The sequence below is a fragment of the Pseudomonas fragi genome, from assembly GCF_002269505.1.
GTDB lineage: Bacteria > Pseudomonadota > Gammaproteobacteria > Pseudomonadales > Pseudomonadaceae > Aquipseudomonas > Aquipseudomonas fragi_D.
In genome coordinates this window covers 1-23354 of record NZ_NQKQ01000037.1, presented here as the reverse complement: position 1 = coordinate 23354, position 23354 = coordinate 1, and the positions used below count along the sequence as shown (strand labels likewise).

The following is a 23354-nucleotide window of genomic DNA, read 5'->3' as shown; positions in this document are numbered from 1 at the left end:
CTGCAACTGAAAAACCCCGACCAGTGGCTTTTCCAGTGATCAGGTGGCACGTATGATTGCGCCTCGTTAATCACCAGTCTGGCACCCGCCCTAGCTGCATTCAAACGGATTCTTGAAGCAAAGCGGAGTTAGCCACTGTGTGAAAACACAGAATTTCCCAGCGCTATGCTTAACACATCGCCTGGATCGTTCATTTTCGGGATCACATCGCCATGCAGGTCAGCAAATCAAACAAGCTCGCCAACGTCTGTTATGACATTCGCGGCCCGGTGCTCAAGCACGCCAAACGACTGGAGGAGGAAGGTCATCGCATCCTCAAGCTGAACATCGGCAACCCGGCACCTTTTGGTTTTGAAGCGCCGGACGAAATCCTTCAGGACGTGATCCGCAACCTGCCGACAGCCCAGGGCTACAGCGACTCCAAAGGCCTGTTCAGCGCCCGCAAGGCAGTCATGCAGTACTACCAGCAAAAACAGGTGGAAGGTGTCGGCATCGAAGACATCTACCTGGGCAACGGCGTGTCCGAACTGATCGTGATGTCGCTGCAAGCGCTGCTCAACAATGGCGATGAAGTGCTGGTACCAGCGCCGGACTACCCGCTGTGGACCGCCGCCGTGACCCTGGCCGGTGGCCATCCGGTGCACTACCTCTGCGACGAGCAAGCCAACTGGTGGCCTGATCTTGAGGATATAAAAGCCAGAATCACTCCCAATACCAAAGCCATGGTCATCATCAATCCGAATAACCCGACGGGTGCGGTGTACTCCAAAGAAGTCCTGCTGGGCATGCTCGAAATTGCCCGCCAGCACAACCTGGTCGTGTTTTCGGACGAGATCTACGACAAGATCCTCTATGACGACGCCGTGCATATCTGCACTGCCTCGCTGGCCCCCGACGTGCTGTGCCTGACCTTTAACGGTTTGTCCAAATCGTATCGGGTCGCGGGTTTCCGTTCGGGCTGGATCGCCATCTCCGGGCCCAAGCAAAATGCCCAGAGCTACATCGAAGGCATCGATATGCTGGCCAATATGCGCCTGTGCGCCAACGTGCCCAGCCAGCATGCCATCCAGACCGCACTGGGCGGCTACCAGAGCATCAATGACCTGGTACTGCCAAACGGCCGCTTGCTGGAGCAGCGCAACCGCACCTGGGAACTGCTCAACGATATCCCCGGCGTCAGCTGCGTGAAGCCAATGGGTGCGCTGTATGCGTTTCCACGTATCGACCCTAAAGTGTGTCCGATCCTCAACGACGAGAAATTCGTCCTGGACCTGCTGCTCTCGGAAAAATTGCTGGTGGTACAAGGCACCGCCTTCAACTGGCCGTGGCCGGATCACTTCCGCGTCGTAACCCTGCCCCGTGTCGACGAGCTGGATATGGCCATCGGCCGGATCGGCAACTTCCTGAAGACATACCGTCAGTAATTTCCGAACATGTTGTGCGACCAATCAAAAGTCGCACAACATGTGTCAGATGGAATATTCTTCATTCAGCGTCATTGCGAACCCTTACCCCCCTTTAACAAAACCTGAAAAACAATAAAGCCCTTTATTTATTGGCGTTCAGTGAAACTTTTCGCCAAAAAATGCGTTCCTTCGTATTAGGAAATCCCGGGCAAACGACTAAAATCAGGCTGTAGGACACAGTTTGAAATAGTCACCCGGTTGAATAGCCTGTGGCAGCACCTTATATACCCCGCATACGGCAACACCCCTAAGACGAGGAGATTCATACAACCATGATGCGCATTCTGCTGTTTTTGGCCACTAACCTGGCGGTCGTGCTGATTGCCAGCATCACCCTGAGCCTGTTCGGCTTTGACGGGTTCATGGCGGCCAACGGGGTTGATCTGAACCTCAGTCAGCTGTTGGTGTTCTGTGCGGTCTTTGGTTTTGCAGGGTCTTTGTTCTCGCTATTCATATCCAAATGGATGGCGAAGATGAGCACCAGCACCCAGGTGATCACTCAACCTCGTACTCGTCATGAACAATGGTTGATGCAAACTGTTGAGCAATTGTCCCGCGAAGCGGGAATCAAAATGCCTGAAGTGGGAATTTTCCCGGCATACGAGGCTAACGCCTTTGCCACGGGCTGGAACAAAAACGATGCACTGGTCGCCGTCAGCCAGGGCTTGCTGGAGCGTTTTTCGCCCGATGAAGTGAAAGCCGTACTGGCCCACGAAATCGGCCACGTTGCCAATGGCGACATGGTGACCCTGGCACTGGTGCAGGGTGTGGTGAACACCTTTGTCATGTTCTTCGCCCGCATCATCGGCAACTTTGTCGACAAAGTGGTGTTCAAGAACGATGAAGGCCGCGGCATTGCCTACTACGTTGCGACCATTTTCGCAGAACTGGTTCTGGGCTTCCTGGCCAGCGCCATTGTGATGTGGTTCTCGCGCAAACGTGAGTTCCGGGCAGACGAAGCCGGCGCACAACTGGCTGGTACTTCGGCCATGATCAGCGCCCTGCAGCGCTTGCGCTCCGAGCAAGGCCTGCCGGTACACATGCCGGACACCATGGCAGCTTTCGGCATCAACGGCGGTCTCAAGCAGGGCCTGGCGCGGATGTTCATGAGCCACCCGCCACTGGAAGAACGTATCGACGCACTGCGTCGCCGCGGCTAACCCCACGGCAAACACAAAAAAGGGCGACTGCAGTCGCCCTTTTTTGTGCCCGGGTTTTGCTTCAGGCGGTTTTATTCAGGCGATACACCCGCTCCACCAACCGCGTCACACCGCCCTTGAGGAACTTCCATTCCTGATCGAGCACATCAGGTTGCTCGATGATTTCCAATGCCCAGGCAGGTGCCAGCAGGCTCTGCACCTCGGCATCCGGCACCGAGAACGGCGGGCCGTTCATTTGCGACTGATCGTAATCAAGGGTAATCAGCAACCCCTGGCAGCCCGGCGACAGAGTCCGGTTAAGGTGCCGGGCGTAAGCTGCGCGCATCTCGGGAGGGAATGCGATGGTTGCAGCGCGGTCATACAGCCCCACACAGGAGGCCACGTCGGCCTCAGTCAGGGCGAACACGTCACCGCACAGGATCGTCACGGGGCCTGCCTCGTACACCTTGAAGGCGCCCTGCTGGCGAATCTGTGGCTCGACCTGCTGCTCGCTGAAAAACTGCTCCACGGCCGTCTGCGTCAGCTCTACACCCAACACTTCGAAACCATTGGCCGCCAGCCAGCTCATATCCAGGCTTTTACCGCACAAGGGCACCAGCACACGGGCGCCCTGCGCCAGGCCAAGCGTGGGCCACAAGCGTTGCAGGTAAGGGTTGACCTGCTGCAGGTGAAAGCCGATCTGATTGCGATCCCAGCGGTCGTGCCAAAATTCGGGCTGCATGATTCACCTTTAAATTCGATAGATAAGTACTAAAACTTATATTGGATTTAGATCAATGATCGGGATGAAGATGACGCATCTTAACTTTGAGGACATCTTTCATGCTCCCCAGCCTGTTTATCTCCCACGGCTCCCCCATGCTAGCACTGGAACCGGGCGCCAGTGGCCCGGCGCTCAAACGGCTGGCGGCCGAACTGCCGCGACCAAAAGCCATAGTGCTGGTATCTGCGCACTGGGAAAGCCCCGACCTGCGGGTCGCCAGCCATCCCTCACCGGAAACCTGGCATGACTTTGGCGGCTTCCCGCCCGCACTGTTTGCCGTGCAATACCCTGCCCCCGGCGACCCGGCGCTGGCCACGCGTATCGCCGCGCTGCTGGCAGATAACGGCTTGCCGGCCCGGCTGGACGCCAGACGCCCTTTTGACCACGGCGCCTGGGTGCCATTGTCATTAATGTACCCGCTGGCAGATATCCCGGTGGTGCAGGTCTCGCTGCCCAGTCAATTGGGCCCGGCTGGTCAGACCAGAGTCGGGCATGCACTGGCCGCCTTGCGCAGCGAGGGCGTGCTGATCATCGGCTCGGGCAGCATCACCCACAACCTGCGCGAACTGGACTGGCACGCAGGCCCCGAGAGCATCGAGCCTTGGGCCAAGGCGTTTCGTGACTGGATGATCGACAAACTGGCGGCTGATGACGAAACCGCGCTACATGGCTACCGCACACAGGCGCCTTTCGCCGCTAGAAACCACCCCAGCGACGAGCACCTGCTGCCGATGTATTTTGCCCGTGCCGCGGGCGGCCAGTTCAGCATTGCCCACCAAGGCTGGACGATGGGCGCGCTGGGGATGGATATCTATAAATTTGGTTAAAACCGAGCCCCGTAGTCGCTGCCGAGGGACGAGGGCTGCGAGCTCTTGATCTTGGGTGGCACAACAATAAAAGCTCGCAGCACTCGTACCTCAGCAGCGACTACAAATCACGGACAAAAAAAATCCCCGCACCAGGCGGGGATTTTTTTAGCGATCAATCACTGCAACAGTGATTAATCTTCGCGATAGCGACGCAGCTTCAACTGCTTGCCAGCAACGCGGGTGTCTTTCAGTTTGGCCAGCAAACCTTCCAGACCGGCTTCCGGCAGTTCTACCAGGCTGAAGCTGTCACGCACCTGGATGCGACCGATAGCTTCACGAGCCAGGCCACCCTCGTTGAGGATAGCGCCCAGCAGGTTCTTGGCAGCGATACCGTCACGCGCACCCAGCGCGGTACGGCAACGAGCACGGCCTTCGGCCAATGGAACCGGAGCACGACGCTCACGATCACCACGATCCGGACGGTCACCCGAACGCTCGGAACGCTCACGCGGTGCGCTGTTCGGCACCAGTGGACGGTCACGCTCGATGGCTGCCAGGGTCAGGGCCTGACCGTTGGTTGCCTTGCGCAGCAGAGCTGCGGCCAGGGCACGCGGGCTGCAACCGATATCGGCAATCAGGCGATCCAGCAGATCACCATGAGTCGATTCAGCGTCAGCTACCAGCGGCGTCAGGCTGTTGGTCAACTTCTTGATGCGAGCATCAAGAACAGCCTGGGCATCCGGCAGGCGGACTTCAGCAACTTTCTGACCGGTTACACGCTCGATCACTTGCAGCATGCGGCGCTCACGAGGAGTTACCAGCAGCAGTGCGCGACCTTCGCGACCTGCACGGCCAGTACGGCCGATACGGTGAACGTAGGACTCTGGATCGTAAGGCATGTCAACGTTGAACACGTGAGTGATACGTGGAACATCAAGGCCACGTGCCGCTACGTCGGTCGCCACAACGATGTCCAGACGGCCATCCTTGAGGGAGTCGATAACGCGCTCACGCTGGTTCTGGGCAATGTCACCGTTCAGCGCAGCAGCTTTGTAGCCTTTGGCTTCAAGGGCGCTGGCCAGGTCCAGGGTCGCTTGCTTGGTGCGAACGAACATGATCAGGGCGTCGAAATCTTCAACTTCCAGCAGGCTCAATACAGCCGAGGTCTTCTGGTCAGCGTGAACCAACAGGTGAGCCTGTTCGATCGCGGTAACGGTCTGAGTCTTGGTCTGGATCTTCACGTGTTGCGGATCGCGCAGATGGCGTTCGGCAATGGCACGGATCGACTGCGGCAAGGTTGCCGAGAACAATACGGTCTGACGGGTTGGAGGAAGCGCCTTGAAGATAACTTCAAGATCGTCCATGAAACCCAGTTTCAACATTTCGTCAGCTTCGTCCAGAACCAGGTGGTTCACGGTCGACAGCACTTTTTCGTCACGACGCAGGTGGTCGCACAGACGGCCCGGAGTGGCGACAACGATCTGTGCGCCATTACGGATTGCTTTCAGTTGTGGACCCATAGGGGCGCCGCCGTAAACGGCCACAACGGTAACGCCCGGCATTTGCTTGGCGTAGGTTTCGAAAGCGGTTGCTACTTGCAGCGCCAACTCACGGGTTGGCGCCAGGATCAGGGCTTGCGGCTCGCGCTTAGCAGGATCGATGCGGTGCAGGATCGGCAGGGCGAACGCGGCGGTTTTACCCGTACCGGTTTGCGCCTGACCAATCATGTCGTGACCGGCCATGATGATCGGGATCGATTGCTGCTGAATAGCCGAAGGTTCTTCGTAGCCAGTCGCGATGACAGCAGAAAGAATGTTCGGATTAAGATTAAAAGCGGCGAAGCCGCCGGTTTCCTGGGTCATGGGTCTGCCTCTAAGTGCATCCGCAAAGACCCATGCTCCAAAGCTGCGCATGCCGTGTAAGACTCAAGAGTCGCCCTGGCTGCTTTGTCGGCGGGGATTTGCGAAAACGTTAAATGAATGGAGCGTTCAGGGGTTGTCCGCGAAACGGACGAGCAGCCGAAGCGTGCTTCGGGAAATGCGACACCTAAACGTGGCCCGGCTAAAGGCCGGCGCGCACTATACCGGATTTATCAAAAAAAAGAAGGGTTTTTTTGCTGTGAAATCGTCTGTATCCCTCTGTAGACCGGGCTTTAACCTTTTTTTTGCCCTTGAAAAAGCTTTTCGTGCCGGGCCACTCTGGGGCAAACGCTAAAACGTTTCACCGTCGGGTATCAGGTTGCCGGGCGAATTGCCTTGATCAGCGACTCCAGCGAATAGCCCAGACGCGGTGCCAGGGCTTGGGCACGAGCCGTCAGCGCATCGATATCCAGGGTCTGCTCAAGATCGGCCGGCACCAGCAGAATGACATTGCCCTCCTTGACCGGCAGCTCCCAGTAATGGCGGTGATACAGGCCGCGCAGCAAGGCAGCACCCAGCGGTTTGCCATCATCGGTGGCCCACTGGTTGATGATGAGCCAGCCGTTGGCGGCGAGTTTCTTCTGGCAGTTTTCAAGGAACTTCCACGCCAGGTGACCCGCTGCCGGCCCTAGATCGTTGTACAGATCAACAAAAATCAGGTCCGCAGGCTCGGCGCTGTCCAGCAGCTCCAGGGCATCACCAATACGTATATACAGTCGCGGGTCATCGTCCAGGCCCAGATATTCGATGGCCAGACGCGGCACATCCGGGCGCAGCTCAATGGCTTCGACATCTTCCAGAGGCAGGAACTTGAGGCAGGCCTGGGTCAGGGTTCCGGCACCCAGACCCAGGAACAGCGCGCTTTCAGGGGCGTCATGGCACAGCGCACCAATCAGCATGGCGCGGGTGTAGTCGTATTCCAGCCAGCTGGGGTCCGCCGTAAACACGCAGCTTTGCTCGATCGCATCGCCAAATTCGAGGAAACGGTAGTCAGCCACTTCCAGCACTCGAATCATGCCGAAGTCATCATGAACTTCGGCGAGCAGACGCTCTACGCGCTCCTCAGACATTTCCTCTCCTTGCCGCGCCCCGGCACTGCCCGCGACGCTGAAAAAACAGCCGCTCGATAACGAGCGCAAAGGCGCGATTGTCGGCCATTGCGGCGCAACAGGTCACGCACTAATTGCTGCTAACATGGGCCACCCCAACAAATACTAGAGTCTGCGATGAGCCCAATCTGGACCCCTGACAGCTGGCGCGCCCTGCCGATCCAGCAACAACCCCACTACCCTGACGCTGCGCACCTGTTGCGCGTCGAGCAGAGCCTGGCCAGCTACCCGCCGCTGGTGTTTGCCGGGGAAGCCCGCGAGCTGCGCCGACAGTTTGCCGAAGTCACTCAAGGTAGGGCGTTTCTACTTCAGGGTGGCGATTGTGCTGAGAGCTTTGCGGAATTTTCGGCAGCCAAAATTCGCGACACCTTCAAGGTGCTGCTGCAAATGGCCATTGTCATGACCTTCGCCGCAGGTTGCCCGGTGGTCAAGGTCGGGCGTATGGCCGGGCAATTTGCCAAGCCGCGCTCGGCCAATGACGAAACCATCAACGGCGTGACCTTGCCGGCCTACCGTGGCGATATCGTCAATGGCATCGGCTTTGATGAAAAGAGCCGGGTGCCCGACCCGGAGCGCCTGCTGCAGTCCTACCATCAGTCCACCGCCACCCTGAACCTGTTGCGCGCCTTCGCCCAGGGCGGTTTCGCCGACCTGCATCAGGTACACAAGTGGAACCTGGACTTTATTGCCAACTCGGCGCTGGCGGCAAAGTACAGCCAGTTGGCCGACCGCATCGACGAAACCCTGGCGTTTATGCGCGCCTGCGGCATGGACAGCTCGCCGCAACTGCGTGAAACCAGCTTCTTTACCGCCCACGAAGCGCTGCTTCTCAACTACGAAGAAGCCTTTGTACGGCGCGACAGCCTGACCAACGATTACTACGATTGCTCAGCCCATATGCTGTGGATCGGCGATCGCACGCGCCAGCTGGACGGTGCCCATGTCGAGTTCCTGCGCGGGGTCAACAACCCGATCGGGGTCAAGGTCGGCCCGAGCATGAACAACGAAGACCTGATCCGCCTGATCGATATCCTCAACCCGGACAACGACCCGGGCCGTCTCAACCTGATCGTACGCATGGGTGCCGACAAGGTCGGTGATCACCTGCCGCAGCTGATCCGCGCCGTGGAAGGTGAAGGCAAGCAGGTGCTGTGGAGCTGCGACCCGATGCACGCCAACACCATCAAGGCCAGCAGCGGTTACAAGACCCGTGATTTCGCGCAGATCCTCGGTGAGGTTAAACAGTTCTTTCAGGTGCACGAAGCGGAAGGCAGCTACGCAGGCGGCATTCATATCGAGATGACCGGGCAGAACGTGACCGAGTGCATCGGCGGTGCCAATCCGATTACCGAAGACGGCCTGTCAGATCGTTATCACACCCACTGCGACCCGCGCATGAACGCCGATCAATCGCTGGAACTGGCGTTTTTGATTGCCGAGACGTTAAAGCAGGTTAAACGCTGAAGAGCACCCTAACCCTCTCCCGCAGGGAGAGGGAACTGAACGCGCGCGGTTTCAAGAACACCGACAATTAGCTCCCTCTCCCTGCGGGAGAGGGCTGGGGTGAGGGGCAGCAAACACCACGCACTCACCTGTTAAACGGATCATCCCAAAACGCGCGATGGCTTTGGGCCTCGATATCCGCCCTGCTCAACCCAAGATCCTTGAGCGCCGCATCGCTGATCTGCCGCAAGCAGGCCCTCTCCCGCGACAGTTGGTACCAGCGGGAAACCCGGGCAAACCACATCACACCTTTTTGACCTTTCATCACTTGAGCCCTCCTGGGGGATGGCTCAAGTGTCGGCGCAGGCATAAGATCAATCCAACGAATGTTTCTTATGCGATACATCTGCGAGATTGATCAATGGCCGAGTTCCCCAGTATCGATACCGATCTGCTGCGCACCTTTGTCGCTATCGCCGATCACGGCGGCTTCACCCGGGCTGCCGAGGTTGTCAATCGCACGCAGTCTGCGGTCAGCATGCAGATGAAACGACTGGAAGAGGATGTGCTGCAATGCGCACTGTTCCAGCGCGAAGGGCGCAGTGTCAGCCTGACCCCCGAAGGCGTGCTGCTGCTGGGCTATGCACGATGCATCCTCAAGCTGCACAGCGAGGTGTTCAATACACTGCGCCAGCCGCAGATGGTGGGCACGGTCAAGATCGGTTCGCCGGATGATTACGTGATGCGTTTTTTGCCCGGCGTGCTGTCGCGCTTTGCCCAGGACTATCCGCTGATCAATGTCGAGGTACATTGCGAACCGTCATCGCAACTGTTGCAGCGCAATGACCTGGACCTGACCATTGTCACCCGCAAACCCGGCACCGAAATGGGCCAGATCCTGCGCCAGGAGCGTTTTGTCTGGATGGTGGCCCAGGGCTTCGCCCCGCATGAACAAACACCCCTGCCGCTGGCGATGTTCAATACCGACTGCTTTTGCCGAACCTGGGCCTGCAATGCGCTGGATATTCAGCAACGGGAATACCGGGTGGCCTACACCAGCGCCAGTCTGGCGGCGATCAACGCAGTGGTGAGCACCGGGCTGGCCGTCACCGCCCAGTTGCAAAGCCTGTTGACGCCAGATCTGCGCATTATCGGCGAGGCCGAGAACCTGCCGGAACTGCCCTCGGCCAGTATTGTGCTGTTACGCAAATCCAACAGCGCGCCGTCGCCGATCATTGAGTGCTTTGCCGAATATATCGTCGACGGTTTCAAGCTTTGAGCGCCAGCAACCCCGCGCACAGCAGCAAAAACCCGCAGTACAAGCCGCGCAACATGCGCTCCGGCAGGGCGTGAGCCAGCTTGACCCCCCAACTGATGCTCAACAGCCCGCCAACGGCCATCGGTACGCCCATGGCCCAGTTGACCTCGTCATGCACTGCATACGTCAGCAAGGTAACCGCCGTACTGGGTGCGGCGAGGGCCAGCGAGAGCCCCTGAGCCACGACCTGCGTAGTGCCGAATACACTGGTCAGCACGGGCGCCGCCACCACGGCGCCACCGACACCAAACAGCCCGCCGGTCGTGCCCGCCACGGCGCCCAGCACCCCGAACCACGGCCAGCCATAGCGCGAACCGGCCACAGGCGGGGCTGGCGAGGTGTACATTTTGATCAGGTTATAGAGCGTGATCCCCAGCAAAAAGACGATAAAGCCCCAGCGAATGATCCGCGCATCCACTCCCACGGCGAGCATTGCCCCCAGCCAGGCGAAGCAAAAACTCATCAGCACCAGCGGCAATGCCTGACGCAGATTGATCCGGTTGCGCTGCTGATAGCGGTACAGCGCCAAAAACACGTTGGGCACCGACATGGCCAGAGCCGTGCCTTGCGCCAACTGCTGATCCAGCCCGAACCATAGTCCCAGCACCGGGATTGCGATCAAGCCGCCGCCAATTCCGAACAGCCCGCCCAGAGCCCCCATGGCGATGCCCAAGGCTGCATACATTACAAAATCGATCAGCATTACCGCCCCTCTTTATGAGCGCCCATGCTAACCAGTACGCGGCGCCGGGCAAAGCTCTGAACCGGGGCTTTTCGACCGGCCAAAAAAAACCCGGCTACAAGGCCGGGCTTTTTCATCGTGCGGTTAACGCAAGGTTTAAACCTTGGCGCGGCCCTTGTAGGAACCACCGTCACGGGTATCGATCTCGATCCAGTCACCGATTTCAACGAAATCAGCAACGCTCAGCTCGGTACCGTTTTTCAGTTTGGCAGGCTTCATCACCTTGCCCGAAGTGTCGCCGCGAGCGGAACCTTCGGTGTAGTCAACCTGACGCACGATAGTGGTCGGCAGCTCTACGGAAACCAGACGGTCTTCGAAGAAGATGGCTTCGCAAACGTCGGTCATGCCTTCTTCAACGAATGGCAGAACGGCTTCGATGTCTTCAGCGTTCAGCTCGTACATGGTGTAGTCAGTGGTGTCCATGAACGTGTAGGTGTCGCCGCTGATGAAGGACAGGGTCGCTTCTTTGCGATCCAGGATCACGTCTTCCAGCTTGTCGTCAGCGCTGTATACGATTTCAGTCTTGTAGCCAGTCAGCAGGTTTTTCAGCTTGGTCTTCATGATCGCGCTGTTACGACCGGACTTGGTGAATTCAGCTTTCTGAACCAACCAAGGGTCGTTTTCGAGCTTGATGACTGTACCGGGTTTAAGCTCTTTACCAGTTTTCATTACGAATATCCGAATTTGGATTGAGATTTACAAAAATCTAGGTCGCGTATCATATCCAATTTCTATAAAACAGTACTAGCGCTTGCGCAAGATCGGCCTGTAATGACTGCTCCAGACACCATCTACGGGCGTGTGCGGTGATCTCTGGCCAGTGTTGCAGCACCGAATTCCAGCTTTGGGCCATGTCTGCGCCAGCATTCCAGGTATGCCAGAGCCCGGTAAAGGCCAGGGCTGCCTGCGGCGAAAGGCCTTTGACGTAGAGGTCGAGGAATGCGTTGAGCTTGACCCAGTGCGCGTCTTCTTCCTGCTCATAGATGTGCCACAACAGGGGGCGCCCCGCCCATTGTGCCCGTACAAACGAGTCTTCACCGCGCACGGCATTGAAATCACAGCTCCATAACAGGTGGTCATAATCCTCCTGCCGGACGAACGGTAATGCCTGAACGGTCAACGCCCCGCGCTGTTCGACCGTCCCCAGGGGTAACTGCTCAATACCCAGCCAGTGCAGCAGATCACCCATGATCCGTCCTTGCGGCACCAGCAGGTGGGTCGGCCCGGTGCCCGCCGCCATCGCATCCAGCCAGCTGGCCAGCCCGGTATTTTCATAGGCAAACAATGAAATCAGCCGCGCATTGCTGTGCGCATGGACCCCCAGCCCCTGCAAAAATGCCTGTTTGGCCTGCGGGTCCTGCTCAAAGGCGTGACGGCGCTGCAACAGGTCTGCCTCACGCAACAGCCCGCCGGTATCCGGGGTAAACCCTGGAAAGAAAAACATCCGTTTCAAACCATCGGGGCGCATGGATGGCAGGCCGTGGCACCCACTGACCCAGTCTTCGGCACTCAAGTATTCAAGATTGATCCAAAGCGCCGGCTTTTCACGGGCCTTCATGGCCTGCAGATAGCCTTCAGGCAGTTTGCAGGCGAAGGCCTCGACCACCACATCGGCAACCTCTGTCGCCGACCACTGCGCCGGCCACTGGCAAACCTCAACCCCCTGCTGCCATTGTCGTGCAGCACCGGCATCCGCCTCGGGGCACAACGGCACAAACGCGCGCATGTCATCGACCCACAGCCGCACGCCCTGCTGATGCTCGGCCACCAACTGCCGGGCCAGGCGCCAGGTCACACCAATGTCGCCGTAGTTATCGACCACACTGCAAAAAATATCCCAGGAGGCTTTCATTCCGGGCTCCAACATTCAAAGGGGTGATTGTCCGCATAATTGGCTGCGTACAGAAGGCTTGGGGCGGATTAATCTGCGCGAAAGTCGTGCGACAATCGCCGCTCGTCACCACTCAAGCTGCGACCATGAACAAGAACGCTGTGCACCTGCTGATGCTGGAAAAACTCGAAATCGACCTCGATGTGCTCCAGCGTGCAGCGCAAACCGCCTATGAAGCGGCCACACACGCGGAAAACATCGCCGAGAACAAGTACGACACCCTCGGGCTTGAGGCGTCGTATCTGGCCACCGGGCAGGCACGCCGGGTTGAGGAGATTCGCCAGGCACTGAAGCAGTGCCGGGCCATGGCCCTTGCGCCATACGACGCTGCAAGCGGCATTCAGATCGGGGCATTGATTGAACTGGAGGCTGAAAACGGCACTACACAGTGGCTGTTTCTCGCCCCTGATGCCGCGGGGCTCAAGCTCGATCACGGCGGGCAGACGGTCACCGTAATCACCCCGCGCTCACCGCTGGGGGCTGCCTTGCTGGGCAAGCAGCTGGATGACGAAGTGCAGATCAATGTGGGCGGCGCGGTGCAGGTGTTCAGCGTTTGCGAAACGCTCTAGGCAACTGTGGGAGCGGGCTGCCCGCGATAGCATCGCCCCGGTTATTCAGATAAATCGCGGCGCCTGAATCGCGAGCAAGCCCGCTCCCACAGATAGTCGATTTTGCGTTTGAATTACTTGGCCGCTGCCATCAGCCGGTTCACTTCACTGCGCACCATATTGGCGTATTCCGGCGGCGACATGGCGTCCAGTTCCGAGCGCACCCATTCGGCCCACTTGCCCTTGCGCTTGGCGCGCTCACCGAACAAACGCGCCGCATCGCCTTTGGCCTTGCCCAGGTTGCTCTGCCATAGGTCATACAAACGGGATTTTTCATCTTCAAGCGCTGCACGCTCTGCGAGTGGCTTGTTGGCGAGGTTGAAGCTCATGCGAATTTCCTGCGGCGTAAATTTAGGTGACATCTTACACCCTACAAAGAAGTGTCTCAGTCTGGTTTTTGACTACGCTGTCAGCTCAGGCGCAAATCAGATGCAACTTTTTAGCATTGGGTTGACTCCATTAGTTATCACCCCTTTAACCTGCAAGGAGTACCGCAATGGCTCGAAAAAATGCCGTACAAGCTGAAGATCAAATCAAGGATCAAGCGTTCAGCGAGCTGCAAGACCTGATTGCCGAATCTGAAAAGCTGCTCAAGGACAGTGCGTCCCTGATCGGTGAAGAAGGCGAAACCCTGCGTGCGCAGGTCAGCCTCAAGCTCAAGCAGGCACTGGATTCAGTGACCAATGTGCGTGAGCGCACCAAACCTGTGGTCGACGCCACTGAAAACTACATTGGGGGCCATCCGTGGCAGACCGTGGCCATTTCGGCCGGTTTTGGTCTGGTTGTAGGCTTGCTGCTGGGCCGTCGCAACTGACATCGTCTGCAATTGTTGCAAGTACAGCCCTTGGGTTTATAGCCAGGGGCTGTACGGTTTAAAAATTAAAATAGCCGACATATTCAGTGACATTCCTCCCTGACATTCTGATACTTCGTCGCATTCCCCCATGCCAACGAGACAGTCAATGTCCGCGTCTACTACTGCCACAAAACCCTTGAGTACTGCCCTGATCCTGCTGATGGCAACCGCCACCGGCCTGGCGGTTGCCAGCAACTATTACGCCCAGCCCTTGCTGCACACCATCGCCCAGCAGTTGGGCTTGAGCATGGGCAGCGCCGGCACCGTGGTCATCACTGCCCAGCTCAGCTACGGCGCTGGCCTGTTGCTGTTGGTGCCGCTGGGTGACCTGTTTGAACAACGCCGCCTGATCGTCACCATGACCGTGCTCAGTGCCCTGGGCCTTCTGCTCAGCGCGTTTGCGCCTTCGTTGACGTGGCTGTTGATCGGCACGGCAATGACCGGGCTGTTTTCGGTATCGGCCCAGGTTCTGGTGCCCATGGCGGCCAGCCTGACCGACCCGCAAAGCCGTGGTCGAGTCGTCGGCACCCTGATGAGCGGGCTGTTACTGGGCATATTGCTGGCCCGCACCGTGGCGGGCGCACTGTCGTCGGCAGGTGACTGGCGCACCATCTATCTGGTAGCCGCCGCGCTGATGCTGGTCAGTGCCATCGCCCTGTTCTGTGCCCTGCCCAACCATCACCAGAGCGCAGGCCTGAGTTATCCGAAACTGCTGAAGTCGGTATTCACCCTGTTTGTCGAAGAGCCGGTACTGCGCCTGCGCGCCCTGCTGGGCCTGCTGACCTTCTCGCTGTTCGCCCTGTTCTGGACCCCCCTGGCGTTTTTGCTGGCGGTACCGCCCTACAGTTACTCGGACGCCGTAATCGGCCTGTTCGGCCTTGCAGGCGCGGTCGGTGCAGTAGCAGCCAACTGGGCCGGGCGCATGGCTGATCGCGGCAAGGGGCAACAGGCGACCACCGCCGGCCTGCTGGTGCTGCTGGCGTGCTGGCTGCCCATGGCATTTGCCGGGCACTCATTGGTCGCTTTGCTGATCGGTGTACTGGCCCTGGATTTCGCCGTGCAACTGGTCCATGTGAGCAACCAGAACGCGGTGTTCAAAGTCCGCCCGGCAGCACGCAACCGTCTGAATGCCGGTTATATCACCTGTTATTTTATTGGCGGCGCACTGGGCTCGCTGGTGGGTGCGCAGACCTACCCGGCCTATGGCTGGGACGGCATTGTTGTGGTCGGCGCGGTGGTCGCAACGCTGGCTCTGGCAGTCTGGGCCTACAGCCTGCAGCGCGAAAGCAAGCTGCAACCGGTCGACTAGGCAGCTATATGGCGCTTTTCATCGTAATGCGAACTCGCTAGCATGCGAAAAAAGCCCTGACCATCCGAGACGCCATATGATCCCTAAAGAATCCCGTAACGAACTGGCCCTGGATACTTTTATCAAGGCGCACCCTGAACTGATCGAAGAAATGAAAGAGCTGAGCGCCGAGGACCGCCAGCAACAGATTTTGTGGGCCTTTGAAGACGAAGCCGAAAGCCGCGGCCTGGAAGCCTGGGAACTGGCCCTGGAACTGATCGCGCGTTCCCCTGAAGAGCTCAAGAGCATGCGCCTTGAAGTACATCAGGAAGTTGCCGAAGCCCTGGACATGAGCTGGGAAGAGTATTGCGGCTTCAACGAAATCGCGGTCTGAACCACGCCCCGCTGCACAACACGCCCGGTCGAACACTCACCGGGCGTTTTTGCATCTGAAAGGCTCAGGACTTGTGATGAGCATCCACCAGTTTTTGCGCCATCAGCAGATGCATTTCCAACTTGGGCAGATATTTCTCGGCAAACGCCTGCAACTCCGGTGACTCCGGGTTTTGCGCCTGCTCCTTGTACAACTTGATGGCCTGTTCATGGGTCTTGACCTGATTGGCCGCATAAGCCGCATCGAAAGAATCCCCCTCCTGCACTTGCAGCGTCAGTTTTTTCGCCTTGTCGAGCAGTTGCTCGTCGCTGGACACCTGCAGGCCGAGACGGCTGGCCAGGTCCTTCAAGTCCCGGTTGGCGTTGGTATGGTCCTTGATGGCCTCCACGGCATAGCTTTCTATGTCGGTGGATGACGTTTTACTGATCGCCATACGGCTGGTTTCAATCTCCGCAATCCCTGCAGCATGGGCCTCATCCACAAAGTCTGTCGGACTGGCTGCGGCTGCCGTGGCCGCCGCGATCAGGGAACAGACCAGGGCACAACCCGCCACAAAGCGTTTGGGGCCAATCAGGTGTTTCATAACGTCCTCCAGAAAAAGGCAGGTTTATTCCCTGCACAGAATCTGAAGGCCGGTGATGGCAAAGGTTTAGATCAAAGCTGTTTTTTCTGACGGGTGGCAACTCACAGCACTTCAGCGAACTGTGAGCCATACTGTCCATCAGCACTTGCCGCCGAACAGGAGAAGCCATATGGACGCCTTCAGGGCCATGCTCGACAACTGGGAATCCAGATCTCAGGAGTCCAGTGAGCGGGTTGAATACAGCCTTTCACTGCACAAACGTGATCTGGTCAAAATCAAGGCTTTCGCTCAAGCCTACGGCCTGGATGAGGCCACCATCACCCAAAGCCTGATCCATTGCGCCCTTGAACAAGCAGAGCAGGCCATGCCCTATGTGAAGGGTTCTGAGGTCATCCGGATTGAAGAAGGTGAAGAGATTTATGCCGATGCTGGCAAGACACCAGCATTCGTGAAAGCAGAGCAGGCAATCTTCAGGGCGCTGGATGTCAACAGCCGGTCTTCCTGAATCAAGTCTGCGACTGTGACCGGGCAGCGCTGCGCTGTCCTGGTTAACAATATTTACCTGGCAAGCGCCATCAGCTTTATGGCCCGGCGCAACACGGTCGAGCATTCGCAACAATGTACGCTCCAGGACAGTTGCAGGGTACCGGGACTATCCCGTTCATCTTCGCCCATAACAGTGAGGGATATAAACGTCACTGGAGATGTCTAGCCCGCATGTTTGAGTAACAATAATCATCCCGAAAAAAAGGCACCTGGCGTCTCTTTATTGACCCGTTAGTTGCCCGACCGGCATTAAACCCAGGGAAAAAGTTAATCCCGCGCCTACAAACTTATTGTCAGACAATATAACGATTTATATATCCGCTCGTCCGACCAACCCACTATTAAAACTTTAAAACTTGCCCAAAAAAATAAATGTGCTTTTCTAGTGAAGCGATCCCAACCCATCGTCTTCAAAGGATGAAGTGATGAACACTGTCAATCGAGTACCCAGTACACCTCTGCCAAAAAACGAGCAGGACTTAATTAACGAAGTTACCCAGAAAATCACACAGCACAGTAATGAGCTACGCAAGCGCTATCGCATACTGGGTTTCCAGAATGCCATAGGCGCCAGCGTGATGGCCGTTTCTGTTACTGGCATGATAGTAACGGGCACACTGTATATAAAGGGGCTTATACCCGGTTGGCTTTGCATTTTAATCAATGCGTTGTTGACGTCATTTATCCATGAACTTGAACACGACTTGATTCACCGCCTGTACTTCAGAAAACAACCCTTGGCGCACAACCTGATGATGCTGCTGTGCTGGATAGCCCGCCCCGGCATGCCCAGCCCCTGGTTGCGACGTGAACTGCACTTTCATCATCATAAAGAGTCCGGCACCCAAACTGATGTTGAAGCCTGGATTACCACCAGCGGCAGCCAGTGGGGCGCCAAACGCTTTTTAAAACTCATCGACGGTTTTGTCTTTGGCATTGTAAATGCCTTGTTCGCACCGACCTGGAAAGAAAAAATCAGGCTGACCGTCAAGGTGCTTCGCCTGAATGCGCCCATGGGGCTTGTGTACTGGGGCTGCTGGTATATTTTCCTGGGCTACCATCTGTACACATGGGTAAGTTCGCTGATGGGCCACAGCGTTGAGCTCTCTGCTGGCGCAGCACTGCTGATGCAGGTGGTCAATGGCGCAGTGGTGATTATCGTCGCGCCCAATATCATCCGCCAGTTCTGTCTGTTTTTTATCAGCTCCAACATTCACTATTTCGGCGACGTCATGCCGCGCAATCCCTTGCAGCAAACCCAGGTCATGAACCGGTGGTGGCTGTGGCCATTCCAGTTGTTTTGCTTCAACTTCGGAAGCACCCACTGCATTCATCACTTCGTGGTCAAGGACCCGTTCTATCTGCGCCAGATGACCGCGCCCTTCGCGCATAAAGTATTAGCGCAAGCCGGTGTCAGATTTAATGACTTTGGCACCTACAAACGTTCAAACCGTTACAACTTTTCGCAACCCGAAGTTTGATCAGGCAGCGCGCTTTTATTTATTTCACCTCGCCATAAAACAGCGCTACTGAACAACACCACGCCCAGTGACTTTCAGAACGCGTTACGCCTTTTTCAACGGCACTTTTTAGTGCAGGGCAACTGCCCTGCCCTTTGTTTATGTCGTTAAAAAAACTGGTTCACTGCATGGAGCATTACGCATGGAAGCAAAAGGAATATGTGCCCCCGAATTCGAAGCCGTCAAATGCGCCTTTGAGGCCATCTTTAATGACCCGCAAGAACGAGGCGCAGGACTCTGCATTAACGTTGGCGGCACGACTGTTGTGAACTTGTGGGCAGGCTCGTCGGACCTCGACGGAAACAAACCCTGGAACAAAGACACATTGGTGAATACATTTTGTACTGTAAAGCCATTCGCTGCGGTGGCTGCATTGATGCTAGTCGAGAAAGGAAAACTAGAGCTGGATATCCCGGTGGCTCATTACTGGCCCGAGTTCGCGCAGGGCGGTAAAGGCCAGGTTACCTTGCGCCATGTCATGAGCCATACCTCTGGAATTCCGGCATTAAGACTCCCGGACCGCAACCCGGCGATGTATGACTGGGAGCAAATGGTCGAGACACTGGCTGCCGAACCATTATGGTGGCAACCAGGAACTGCATTGGGGTATGGCACTACAACGTATGGCTGGATAATCGGGGAACTGATACGGCGAACGGACGGGCGCAACCCTTGCACCTTTATCCACGAGGAAATAACCCAACCCAACGGGTTAGAGGTTCATCTTGGTGTAGAGGAGCAGGAATTCCACCGTATAGCCCATTTTGACGCGGCCAAAGGGCGAGTGGGCGACCCTTACTCAAAACACTTGCGCGATGTGGTTACTGCTAACTCAGAAGACATTTCGACGCTTGCATTTACTAACCCGGGTATGTCGCCCAAACGTTCATCAGACCCAAAATGGTGGGCCTTTCAACAGCCTGGGGCATGCTCACACAGTACGGCAGAGGGGTTGGCCGGCTTCTACAGCACCTTACTGGCTGGGCGCTTGATCGGCACAGAAATGCTCAATGAGTTCACCAAAGAACACAGCAACGGTCTGGACCGTATCTGGAAGCGGCCAATGCGCTACGGTCTGGGCTGCATGATGGAGCAAAAAGCCGATCCGGATGCCTCACACTGCATGGGGCCCAACACCTTTGGTCATATAGGGCTTGGCGGGCCAATTGCCTTTGCCGATGCAGAACGCGACGTGAGCTTCAGCTTTGTGACAACCACCTCAGGTGGCCACACGATGATCGATCCACGCGCGCAGAACCTTGCGGCGCTTGCTTACGCGGTAATTTAAAGCATCGCTGACCAGCGCGAAGCCTGAACACAGCCAGAATTAACGCGTCTCTCACCAATCAGGCGCGTTCCACATCGCAGTACCGCGTTACCGCAAGGTGGATTGGGGCGGAGCGCGGACAGGTCTGCAGCCCGTATTTCCACTGATGCTCCCATATCGCCCTTTTCCAGACGTCAGAAACCACAACCCCCCCGACTTTCTCTAGGAAAATCAGGCAAACGGCTTGTAGTCCTCGGCCCACTCCACCCAGCTATCGACCATGCACATCTGCAACAGGGCCAGCGGAAAATTGCGCTCTTGAACAAGCAGAACAGGCCATGCCCTATGTGAAAGGTTCCGAGGTTATCCGGATTGAAGAAGGTGAAGAGATTTATGCCGATGCTGGTAAGACACCAGCATTTATCGAGGCAGAGCAAGCTATCTCCAAGGCTCTGGATATCAATGGCCCGCATTCCTCATCGCTCTAACGACAGCCCTGTGGGAGCAGGCTAGCTCACGATTGCCTCGCGACTGAATGCCGGAACAAGCACTTCATCTGCATCGCAAACAAGCCTGACCCACGGGTTTTTTACACGCGAGCCTGATGGCTCATGGCACATTCACAGAACACCAGTTCAGCCATTATCTGCGCATAGGTATCTGCGCCCAAAAACGCGCTCAAGCCGCCTTTCAAGCTGAAAATCGGTGACCTGAGTGCATGCTGCGCGAGGATTCTCGCCGCCTTCTGGCTGCGCATACCCGACTGGCAGTAAAGCACGATCGGCCTGTCGTCCAGGCACTGTGCGGCCCACTCGCCCACCTGGCCCAGCGCTACATGTTCACCACCGATCGATACCTGTTCACGCTCATGCCCTTCACGCACATCAATCAGATGGATCGACGTCTCACTGATCAGCGCGGCAAAGTCTTCAATGCTCAGCATAAAGTCATCGGTGACACCTGGCGCGCTACAGACTTGCGCCATTTCTTCCAGCACTGGATTGCGCAGCGGGTTCCTGAGGGGGTTATCGCCGACAGGCGAAAACACGATCTCCCGGCTCGTGGCCTCAAGGGCGTCGTAGACCATCAGGCGGTTGACCAGCGGCCGCCCGATCCCGGTAATCAGTTTGATCACTTCATTGGCCTGAAAGCAGCCGATCATACCGGGCAGCACCCCCAACACCCCGGCTTCCGCGCAGTTGGGCGCCAACGCAGCATCAGGCGGACCATCGTAGAGATCACGATAATTGGCGCCACGACGGCCTTGCTCATCCAGCGCGTTGAACACCGTGACATGCCCCTCGAACTGCATGATGGCGCCATACACCAGCGGCTTGCCGCCATAGAAACAGGCATCGTTGATCAAGTACTTGGCGGTAAAATTGTCTGTCCCATCAACAATGATGTCGTAATCGGCCACAAGCGCCTGGGCATTGTCGAGGTTAAAGCGCTCGATCCAGGTTTCGATCTCGATATAGGGATTGAGCTTTTGCAAACGCCGCTTGGCGACATCGGCCTTGTTCTGACCTTTATCGGTGATGCGAAACAGCACCTGGCGGTGCACATTGGACACATTGATCTGGTCGGCATCGATAATTCCCAGCCGCCCCACCCCGGCAGCCGCCAGATAAAGCAGCGCCGGACAACCCAGACCGCCCGCTCCAATCATTAGTACGCTGGCATTTTTCAAGGCCAGCTGACCTTTGACGCCGATCGCGGGGATCAGCAAGTGACGGGAATACATCCCCATCTCACCCGCGGTAAGTTGGTCATACTCGATCGCATTAGCCTCCCTGCTCATGGTGTTGCTCCCTTCACTTTTTCAGGATCGGGTTGACGAGACAGGCATAAAACCTGATTCGCATTTAAAACTCTTCAATCACGATCGCGGCCAATGTATTGGCGCGCGTCAGGTTGAAAACATGATGCGCAAAATACAGTTTGCCCTGCAGCCGATAAGCCTGTGTTTTTACACGGCCCTTTTCCAAAAGATAAAAAGGGCAACGCCATTCCATGTAAATATTATTCAGGGCCAGGCCCAGTGAACTGGCAAGTTCACCTGGGTCTTCCTGCAGGGAATCTATTAACGACTCCCTGCTTTCCGAAGCCAGTGTAGGCAACTCAAAGAACGCCCATTGATCGGCCACTTCACAACGATGCCGGAACAGGGTGAAGTCATGTTCAAACTCGGCACAGAGCTGCCCATGCTCTTTCAAGTTTTCCAGTTGTGCCAGCAAAGGTCGTTCAACCCGTGAAGGGTCAACTTCTTCGGGAAGAAACTTTTGCAAAAAAGCGGACCTAATAACCCCTGGGGTTGCGGACAGTGCTTCATCACCATCCAGCTCCAGCAGTTTCCAGCGAACCTTGACCCTGGCAACCACAATGCCTTGGGCACGAATCAGGTGCAGTACTTGAAACACAGAGTTACCCTGGCGCACCTTGAACTCATCGACCGACACCGAAAATTCGTCGGCCGAGAACATTTCAAAAGGTTCGACATATTCAACTTCGGCACCCACAGCCACCATGCCCTGATGATACTCTTTGATCATCCCCGGAAAGGAAACTGAGAGGTAGGTACTGCCCCAGGACCACATCGAACTGAAACTCAGCAACATCAGCGAATGGGCATGAAACTGAAAAGGTCCAAACAGCATGGACTCTACCGGATGGGAAACTCTTATTGTTCTGGCTTGCATAGCATCAACCCCCGGCTATCGCAGTAAAAATATCAAGACAGTCGCCCTCACCGCCTTTACTTACCTGAGCTGCCGCGTCAACTTTTTCGCCATTCAAAGAAATCAAATAGCCTTTTTTAACGTTGCTATCCTTATCAAAAATAATGTCTTTCAATACCGGATAACTCACCACCAACGCGTGCAGCGCATCGCCCACGGTCTGAATACCCTCACTCTCCAGTTGCAACTCTTTTTTGTAGTTAACAAAACGTGCCAAATTGCCTGACAACTTGATCTTCATGTTCAACTCTCCTTTTTTGAAGAACGCCGGGACATCATGTCCAGGTCGTGCACCATCCGAATCCCCATATCAACCTTGAGCTTTTCCTGCGGGTCGGCCCCTGCCACCAGGGCCGTAAAGTCACGGTGCGCCCGGCCGATACCGCTGCTTTCGGTATAGCCCCAGCCACCCGTCAGGTTCAGGGCCTGCAGGGCGATTTTGTTGACATCCTCCACCGCCTGATACTTGGCCATTGAAGCGACTGCATCCCAATACACGTCAGACTCTTGCCTGACCTGACGCTCCAGTGAGTAATGGACCAAGGTGCGCGATGACTCGAGCGCCATATACATTTCACCAATACAGGCCTGAACATGCTGCATATCAATCAACTGCTGATCGTAGCGCACAGTGTTTTTCAAATACGCCACGGTGGTTTCAATCACGGCGCGGGCGCGCCCTAAAAACAAGGTGGTTTGCAATGAACGCCTGCAATTAAGGAAATAACGCTGTGCAAAACTCAGGCCGTCCGTGGCCAGCAACAAGCGCTGTTTATCCAGGCGCACATCTGTCAATGTTAAACAGGCAATCCCTGTAGAACGACAGCCATGCATCACGCTCGGTGTCACCACGACACGGCGGTCTCAAGGAACAAGTGCAACAGTCAGTTAATTTTTCTGAGCATGCTAATCACGAAACTGGGCATTCCCGCCT

26 protein-coding genes are annotated in these 23354 nt (G+C 56.6%); 13 read left to right on the top strand and 13 right to left on the bottom strand.

Going from position 1 to position 23354, the window contains the following annotated elements:
• Positions 1–212: 212 nt before the first annotated feature.
• Positions 213–1424: a pyridoxal phosphate-dependent aminotransferase gene (locus CJU81_RS22435; RefSeq protein ID WP_095028529.1), complete on the top strand. Its 1212-nt coding sequence runs from the start codon at positions 213–215 to the stop codon at positions 1422–1424.
• Between the two features lie 314 nt (positions 1425–1738).
• Positions 1739–2626, top strand: a complete 888-nt coding sequence (gene htpX / locus CJU81_RS22430) for a protease HtpX (RefSeq protein WP_088379295.1) — start codon at positions 1739–1741, stop codon at positions 2624–2626.
• 61 nt (positions 2627–2687) lie between these two features.
• Here htpX and CJU81_RS22425 read toward each other — a convergent pair whose 3' ends face one another.
• Positions 2688–3347, bottom strand: a complete 660-nt coding sequence (locus CJU81_RS22425; protein ID WP_095038296.1) for a thiopurine S-methyltransferase — start codon at positions 3345–3347, stop codon at positions 2688–2690.
• A 101-nt stretch (positions 3348–3448) separates the two neighbouring features.
• Between CJU81_RS22425 and CJU81_RS22420 the strand changes: the two genes are divergently transcribed.
• Complete coding sequence (locus CJU81_RS22420) at positions 3449–4216, top strand: DODA-type extradiol aromatic ring-opening family dioxygenase (RefSeq protein ID WP_095038295.1); 768 nt, start codon at positions 3449–3451, stop codon at positions 4214–4216.
• Between the two features lie 173 nt (positions 4217–4389).
• Here the strand turns inward: CJU81_RS22420 and CJU81_RS22415 are convergent, their stop codons facing one another.
• Together CJU81_RS22415 and CJU81_RS22405 are read right to left on the bottom strand one after the other, a co-directional pair.
• The gene (locus tag CJU81_RS22415) at positions 4390–6060 is read right to left on the bottom strand and encodes a DEAD/DEAH box helicase (protein WP_095028532.1); all 1671 of its coding nucleotides are present in this window, start codon (positions 6058–6060) and stop codon (positions 4390–4392) included.
• 371 nt (positions 6061–6431) lie between these two features.
• Positions 6432–7187, bottom strand: coding sequence for a spermidine synthase (locus CJU81_RS22405; RefSeq protein ID WP_095028533.1), 756 nt, complete (start codon positions 7185–7187; stop codon positions 6432–6434).
• 156 nt (positions 7188–7343) lie between these two features.
• On the opposite strand from CJU81_RS22405, the gene CJU81_RS22400 reads away from it, so the two are divergent.
• Entirely contained in the window at positions 7344–8690 is a 1347-nt protein-coding gene (locus CJU81_RS22400; RefSeq protein WP_016780005.1) for a class II 3-deoxy-7-phosphoheptulonate synthase, read from the top strand.
• A gap of 124 nt (positions 8691–8814) precedes the next feature.
• Here CJU81_RS22400 and CJU81_RS22395 read toward each other — a convergent pair whose 3' ends face one another.
• Positions 8815–8994 (bottom strand): DUF1127 domain-containing protein, encoded by a 180-nt coding sequence (locus tag CJU81_RS22395; RefSeq protein WP_095038294.1) that lies wholly within the window; start codon positions 8992–8994, stop codon positions 8815–8817.
• Positions 8995–9090: 96 nt separating this feature from the next.
• Here CJU81_RS22395 and CJU81_RS22390 point away from each other — a divergent pair, with 96 nt between their 5' ends.
• Positions 9091–9948 carry a LysR substrate-binding domain-containing protein gene (locus CJU81_RS22390; protein WP_095038293.1) on the top strand — a complete coding sequence of 286 codons (858 nt, stop codon included), beginning with the start codon at positions 9091–9093 and terminating at the stop codon, positions 9946–9948.
• Here CJU81_RS22390 and CJU81_RS22385 read toward each other — a convergent pair.
• The 3 genes from CJU81_RS22385 to earP form a co-directional block, all read right to left on the bottom strand.
• The gene (locus tag CJU81_RS22385; RefSeq protein WP_176464897.1) at positions 9938–10687 is read right to left on the bottom strand and encodes a sulfite exporter TauE/SafE family protein; all 750 of its coding nucleotides are present in this window, start codon (positions 10685–10687) and stop codon (positions 9938–9940) included. The two genes, CJU81_RS22390 and CJU81_RS22385, sit on opposite strands and share 11 nt — an antisense overlap.
• A gap of 138 nt (positions 10688–10825) precedes the next feature.
• Complete coding sequence (locus CJU81_RS22380) at positions 10826–11398, bottom strand: elongation factor P (protein WP_016780001.1); 573 nt, start codon at positions 11396–11398, stop codon at positions 10826–10828.
• Positions 11399–11447: 49 nt separating this feature from the next.
• On the bottom strand, positions 11448–12581 hold the full coding sequence (gene earP, locus CJU81_RS22375) for an elongation factor P maturation arginine rhamnosyltransferase EarP (protein ID WP_095038291.1): 1134 nt from the start codon (positions 12579–12581) through the stop codon (positions 11448–11450).
• Between the two features lie 125 nt (positions 12582–12706).
• On the opposite strand from earP, the gene CJU81_RS22370 reads away from it, so the two are divergent.
• On the top strand, positions 12707–13189 hold the full coding sequence (locus CJU81_RS22370; protein ID WP_095038290.1) for a GreA/GreB family elongation factor: 483 nt from the start codon (positions 12707–12709) through the stop codon (positions 13187–13189).
• A gap of 113 nt (positions 13190–13302) precedes the next feature.
• Here CJU81_RS22370 and CJU81_RS22365 read toward each other — a convergent pair whose 3' ends face one another.
• Positions 13303–13557 carry a hypothetical protein gene (locus CJU81_RS22365; RefSeq protein WP_095038289.1) on the bottom strand — a complete coding sequence of 85 codons (255 nt, stop codon included), beginning with the start codon at positions 13555–13557 and terminating at the stop codon, positions 13303–13305.
• A gap of 167 nt (positions 13558–13724) precedes the next feature.
• Between CJU81_RS22365 and CJU81_RS22360 the strand changes: the two genes are divergently transcribed.
• The 3 genes from CJU81_RS22360 to CJU81_RS22350 all read left to right on the top strand — a co-directional run bounded on the left by CJU81_RS22360 (position 13725) and on the right by CJU81_RS22350 (position 15766).
• Positions 13725–14042: a DUF883 family protein gene (locus tag CJU81_RS22360; protein WP_095028539.1), complete on the top strand. Its 318-nt coding sequence runs from the start codon at positions 13725–13727 to the stop codon at positions 14040–14042.
• 148 nt (positions 14043–14190) lie between these two features.
• Entirely contained in the window at positions 14191–15393 is a 1203-nt protein-coding gene (locus tag CJU81_RS22355; protein ID WP_095038288.1) for an MFS transporter, read from the top strand.
• Positions 15394–15469: 76 nt separating this feature from the next.
• Positions 15470–15766, top strand: a complete 297-nt coding sequence (locus CJU81_RS22350) for a DUF6388 family protein (RefSeq protein WP_016779995.1) — start codon at positions 15470–15472, stop codon at positions 15764–15766.
• A gap of 64 nt (positions 15767–15830) precedes the next feature.
• Here the strand turns inward: CJU81_RS22350 and CJU81_RS22345 are convergent, their stop codons facing one another.
• Complete coding sequence (locus tag CJU81_RS22345) at positions 15831–16349, bottom strand: DUF4142 domain-containing protein (protein ID WP_095038287.1); 519 nt, start codon at positions 16347–16349, stop codon at positions 15831–15833.
• A gap of 169 nt (positions 16350–16518) precedes the next feature.
• Here CJU81_RS22345 and CJU81_RS22340 point away from each other — a divergent pair, with 169 nt between their 5' ends.
• From CJU81_RS22340 to CJU81_RS22325, 4 genes are all read left to right on the top strand, one after another.
• Positions 16519–16854, top strand: coding sequence for a hypothetical protein (locus tag CJU81_RS22340; RefSeq protein ID WP_095038286.1), 336 nt, complete (start codon positions 16519–16521; stop codon positions 16852–16854).
• Positions 16855–17320: 466 nt separating this feature from the next.
• Positions 17321–18376, top strand: a complete 1056-nt coding sequence (locus CJU81_RS22335; RefSeq protein ID WP_095038285.1) for a fatty acid desaturase — start codon at positions 17321–17323, stop codon at positions 18374–18376.
• 181 nt (positions 18377–18557) lie between these two features.
• Positions 18558–19703 (top strand): serine hydrolase domain-containing protein, encoded by a 1146-nt coding sequence (locus tag CJU81_RS22330; protein ID WP_095038284.1) that lies wholly within the window; start codon positions 18558–18560, stop codon positions 19701–19703.
• Between the two features lie 317 nt (positions 19704–20020).
• A complete protein-coding gene (locus tag CJU81_RS22325; RefSeq protein WP_254924916.1) occupies positions 20021–20170 on the top strand; it encodes a hypothetical protein in 150 nt (49 codons plus the stop codon).
• 101 nt (positions 20171–20271) lie between these two features.
• Here CJU81_RS22325 and CJU81_RS22320 read toward each other — a convergent pair whose 3' ends face one another.
• The 4 genes from CJU81_RS22320 to CJU81_RS22305 form a co-directional block, all read right to left on the bottom strand.
• Positions 20272–21483: a ThiF family adenylyltransferase gene (locus CJU81_RS22320; RefSeq protein WP_095038283.1), complete on the bottom strand. Its 1212-nt coding sequence runs from the start codon at positions 21481–21483 to the stop codon at positions 20272–20274.
• A 64-nt stretch (positions 21484–21547) separates the two neighbouring features.
• The gene (locus tag CJU81_RS22315) at positions 21548–22381 is read right to left on the bottom strand and encodes a hypothetical protein (RefSeq protein WP_254924915.1); all 834 of its coding nucleotides are present in this window, start codon (positions 22379–22381) and stop codon (positions 21548–21550) included.
• A gap of 4 nt (positions 22382–22385) precedes the next feature.
• Positions 22386–22661, bottom strand: coding sequence for a MoaD/ThiS family protein (locus tag CJU81_RS22310; RefSeq protein WP_095038281.1), 276 nt, complete (start codon positions 22659–22661; stop codon positions 22386–22388).
• A 2-nt stretch (positions 22662–22663) separates the two neighbouring features.
• Positions 22664–23206: an acyl-CoA dehydrogenase family protein gene (locus CJU81_RS22305; RefSeq protein WP_254924914.1), complete on the bottom strand. Its 543-nt coding sequence runs from the start codon at positions 23204–23206 to the stop codon at positions 22664–22666.
• Between the last annotated feature and the right edge of the window lie 148 nt (positions 23207–23354).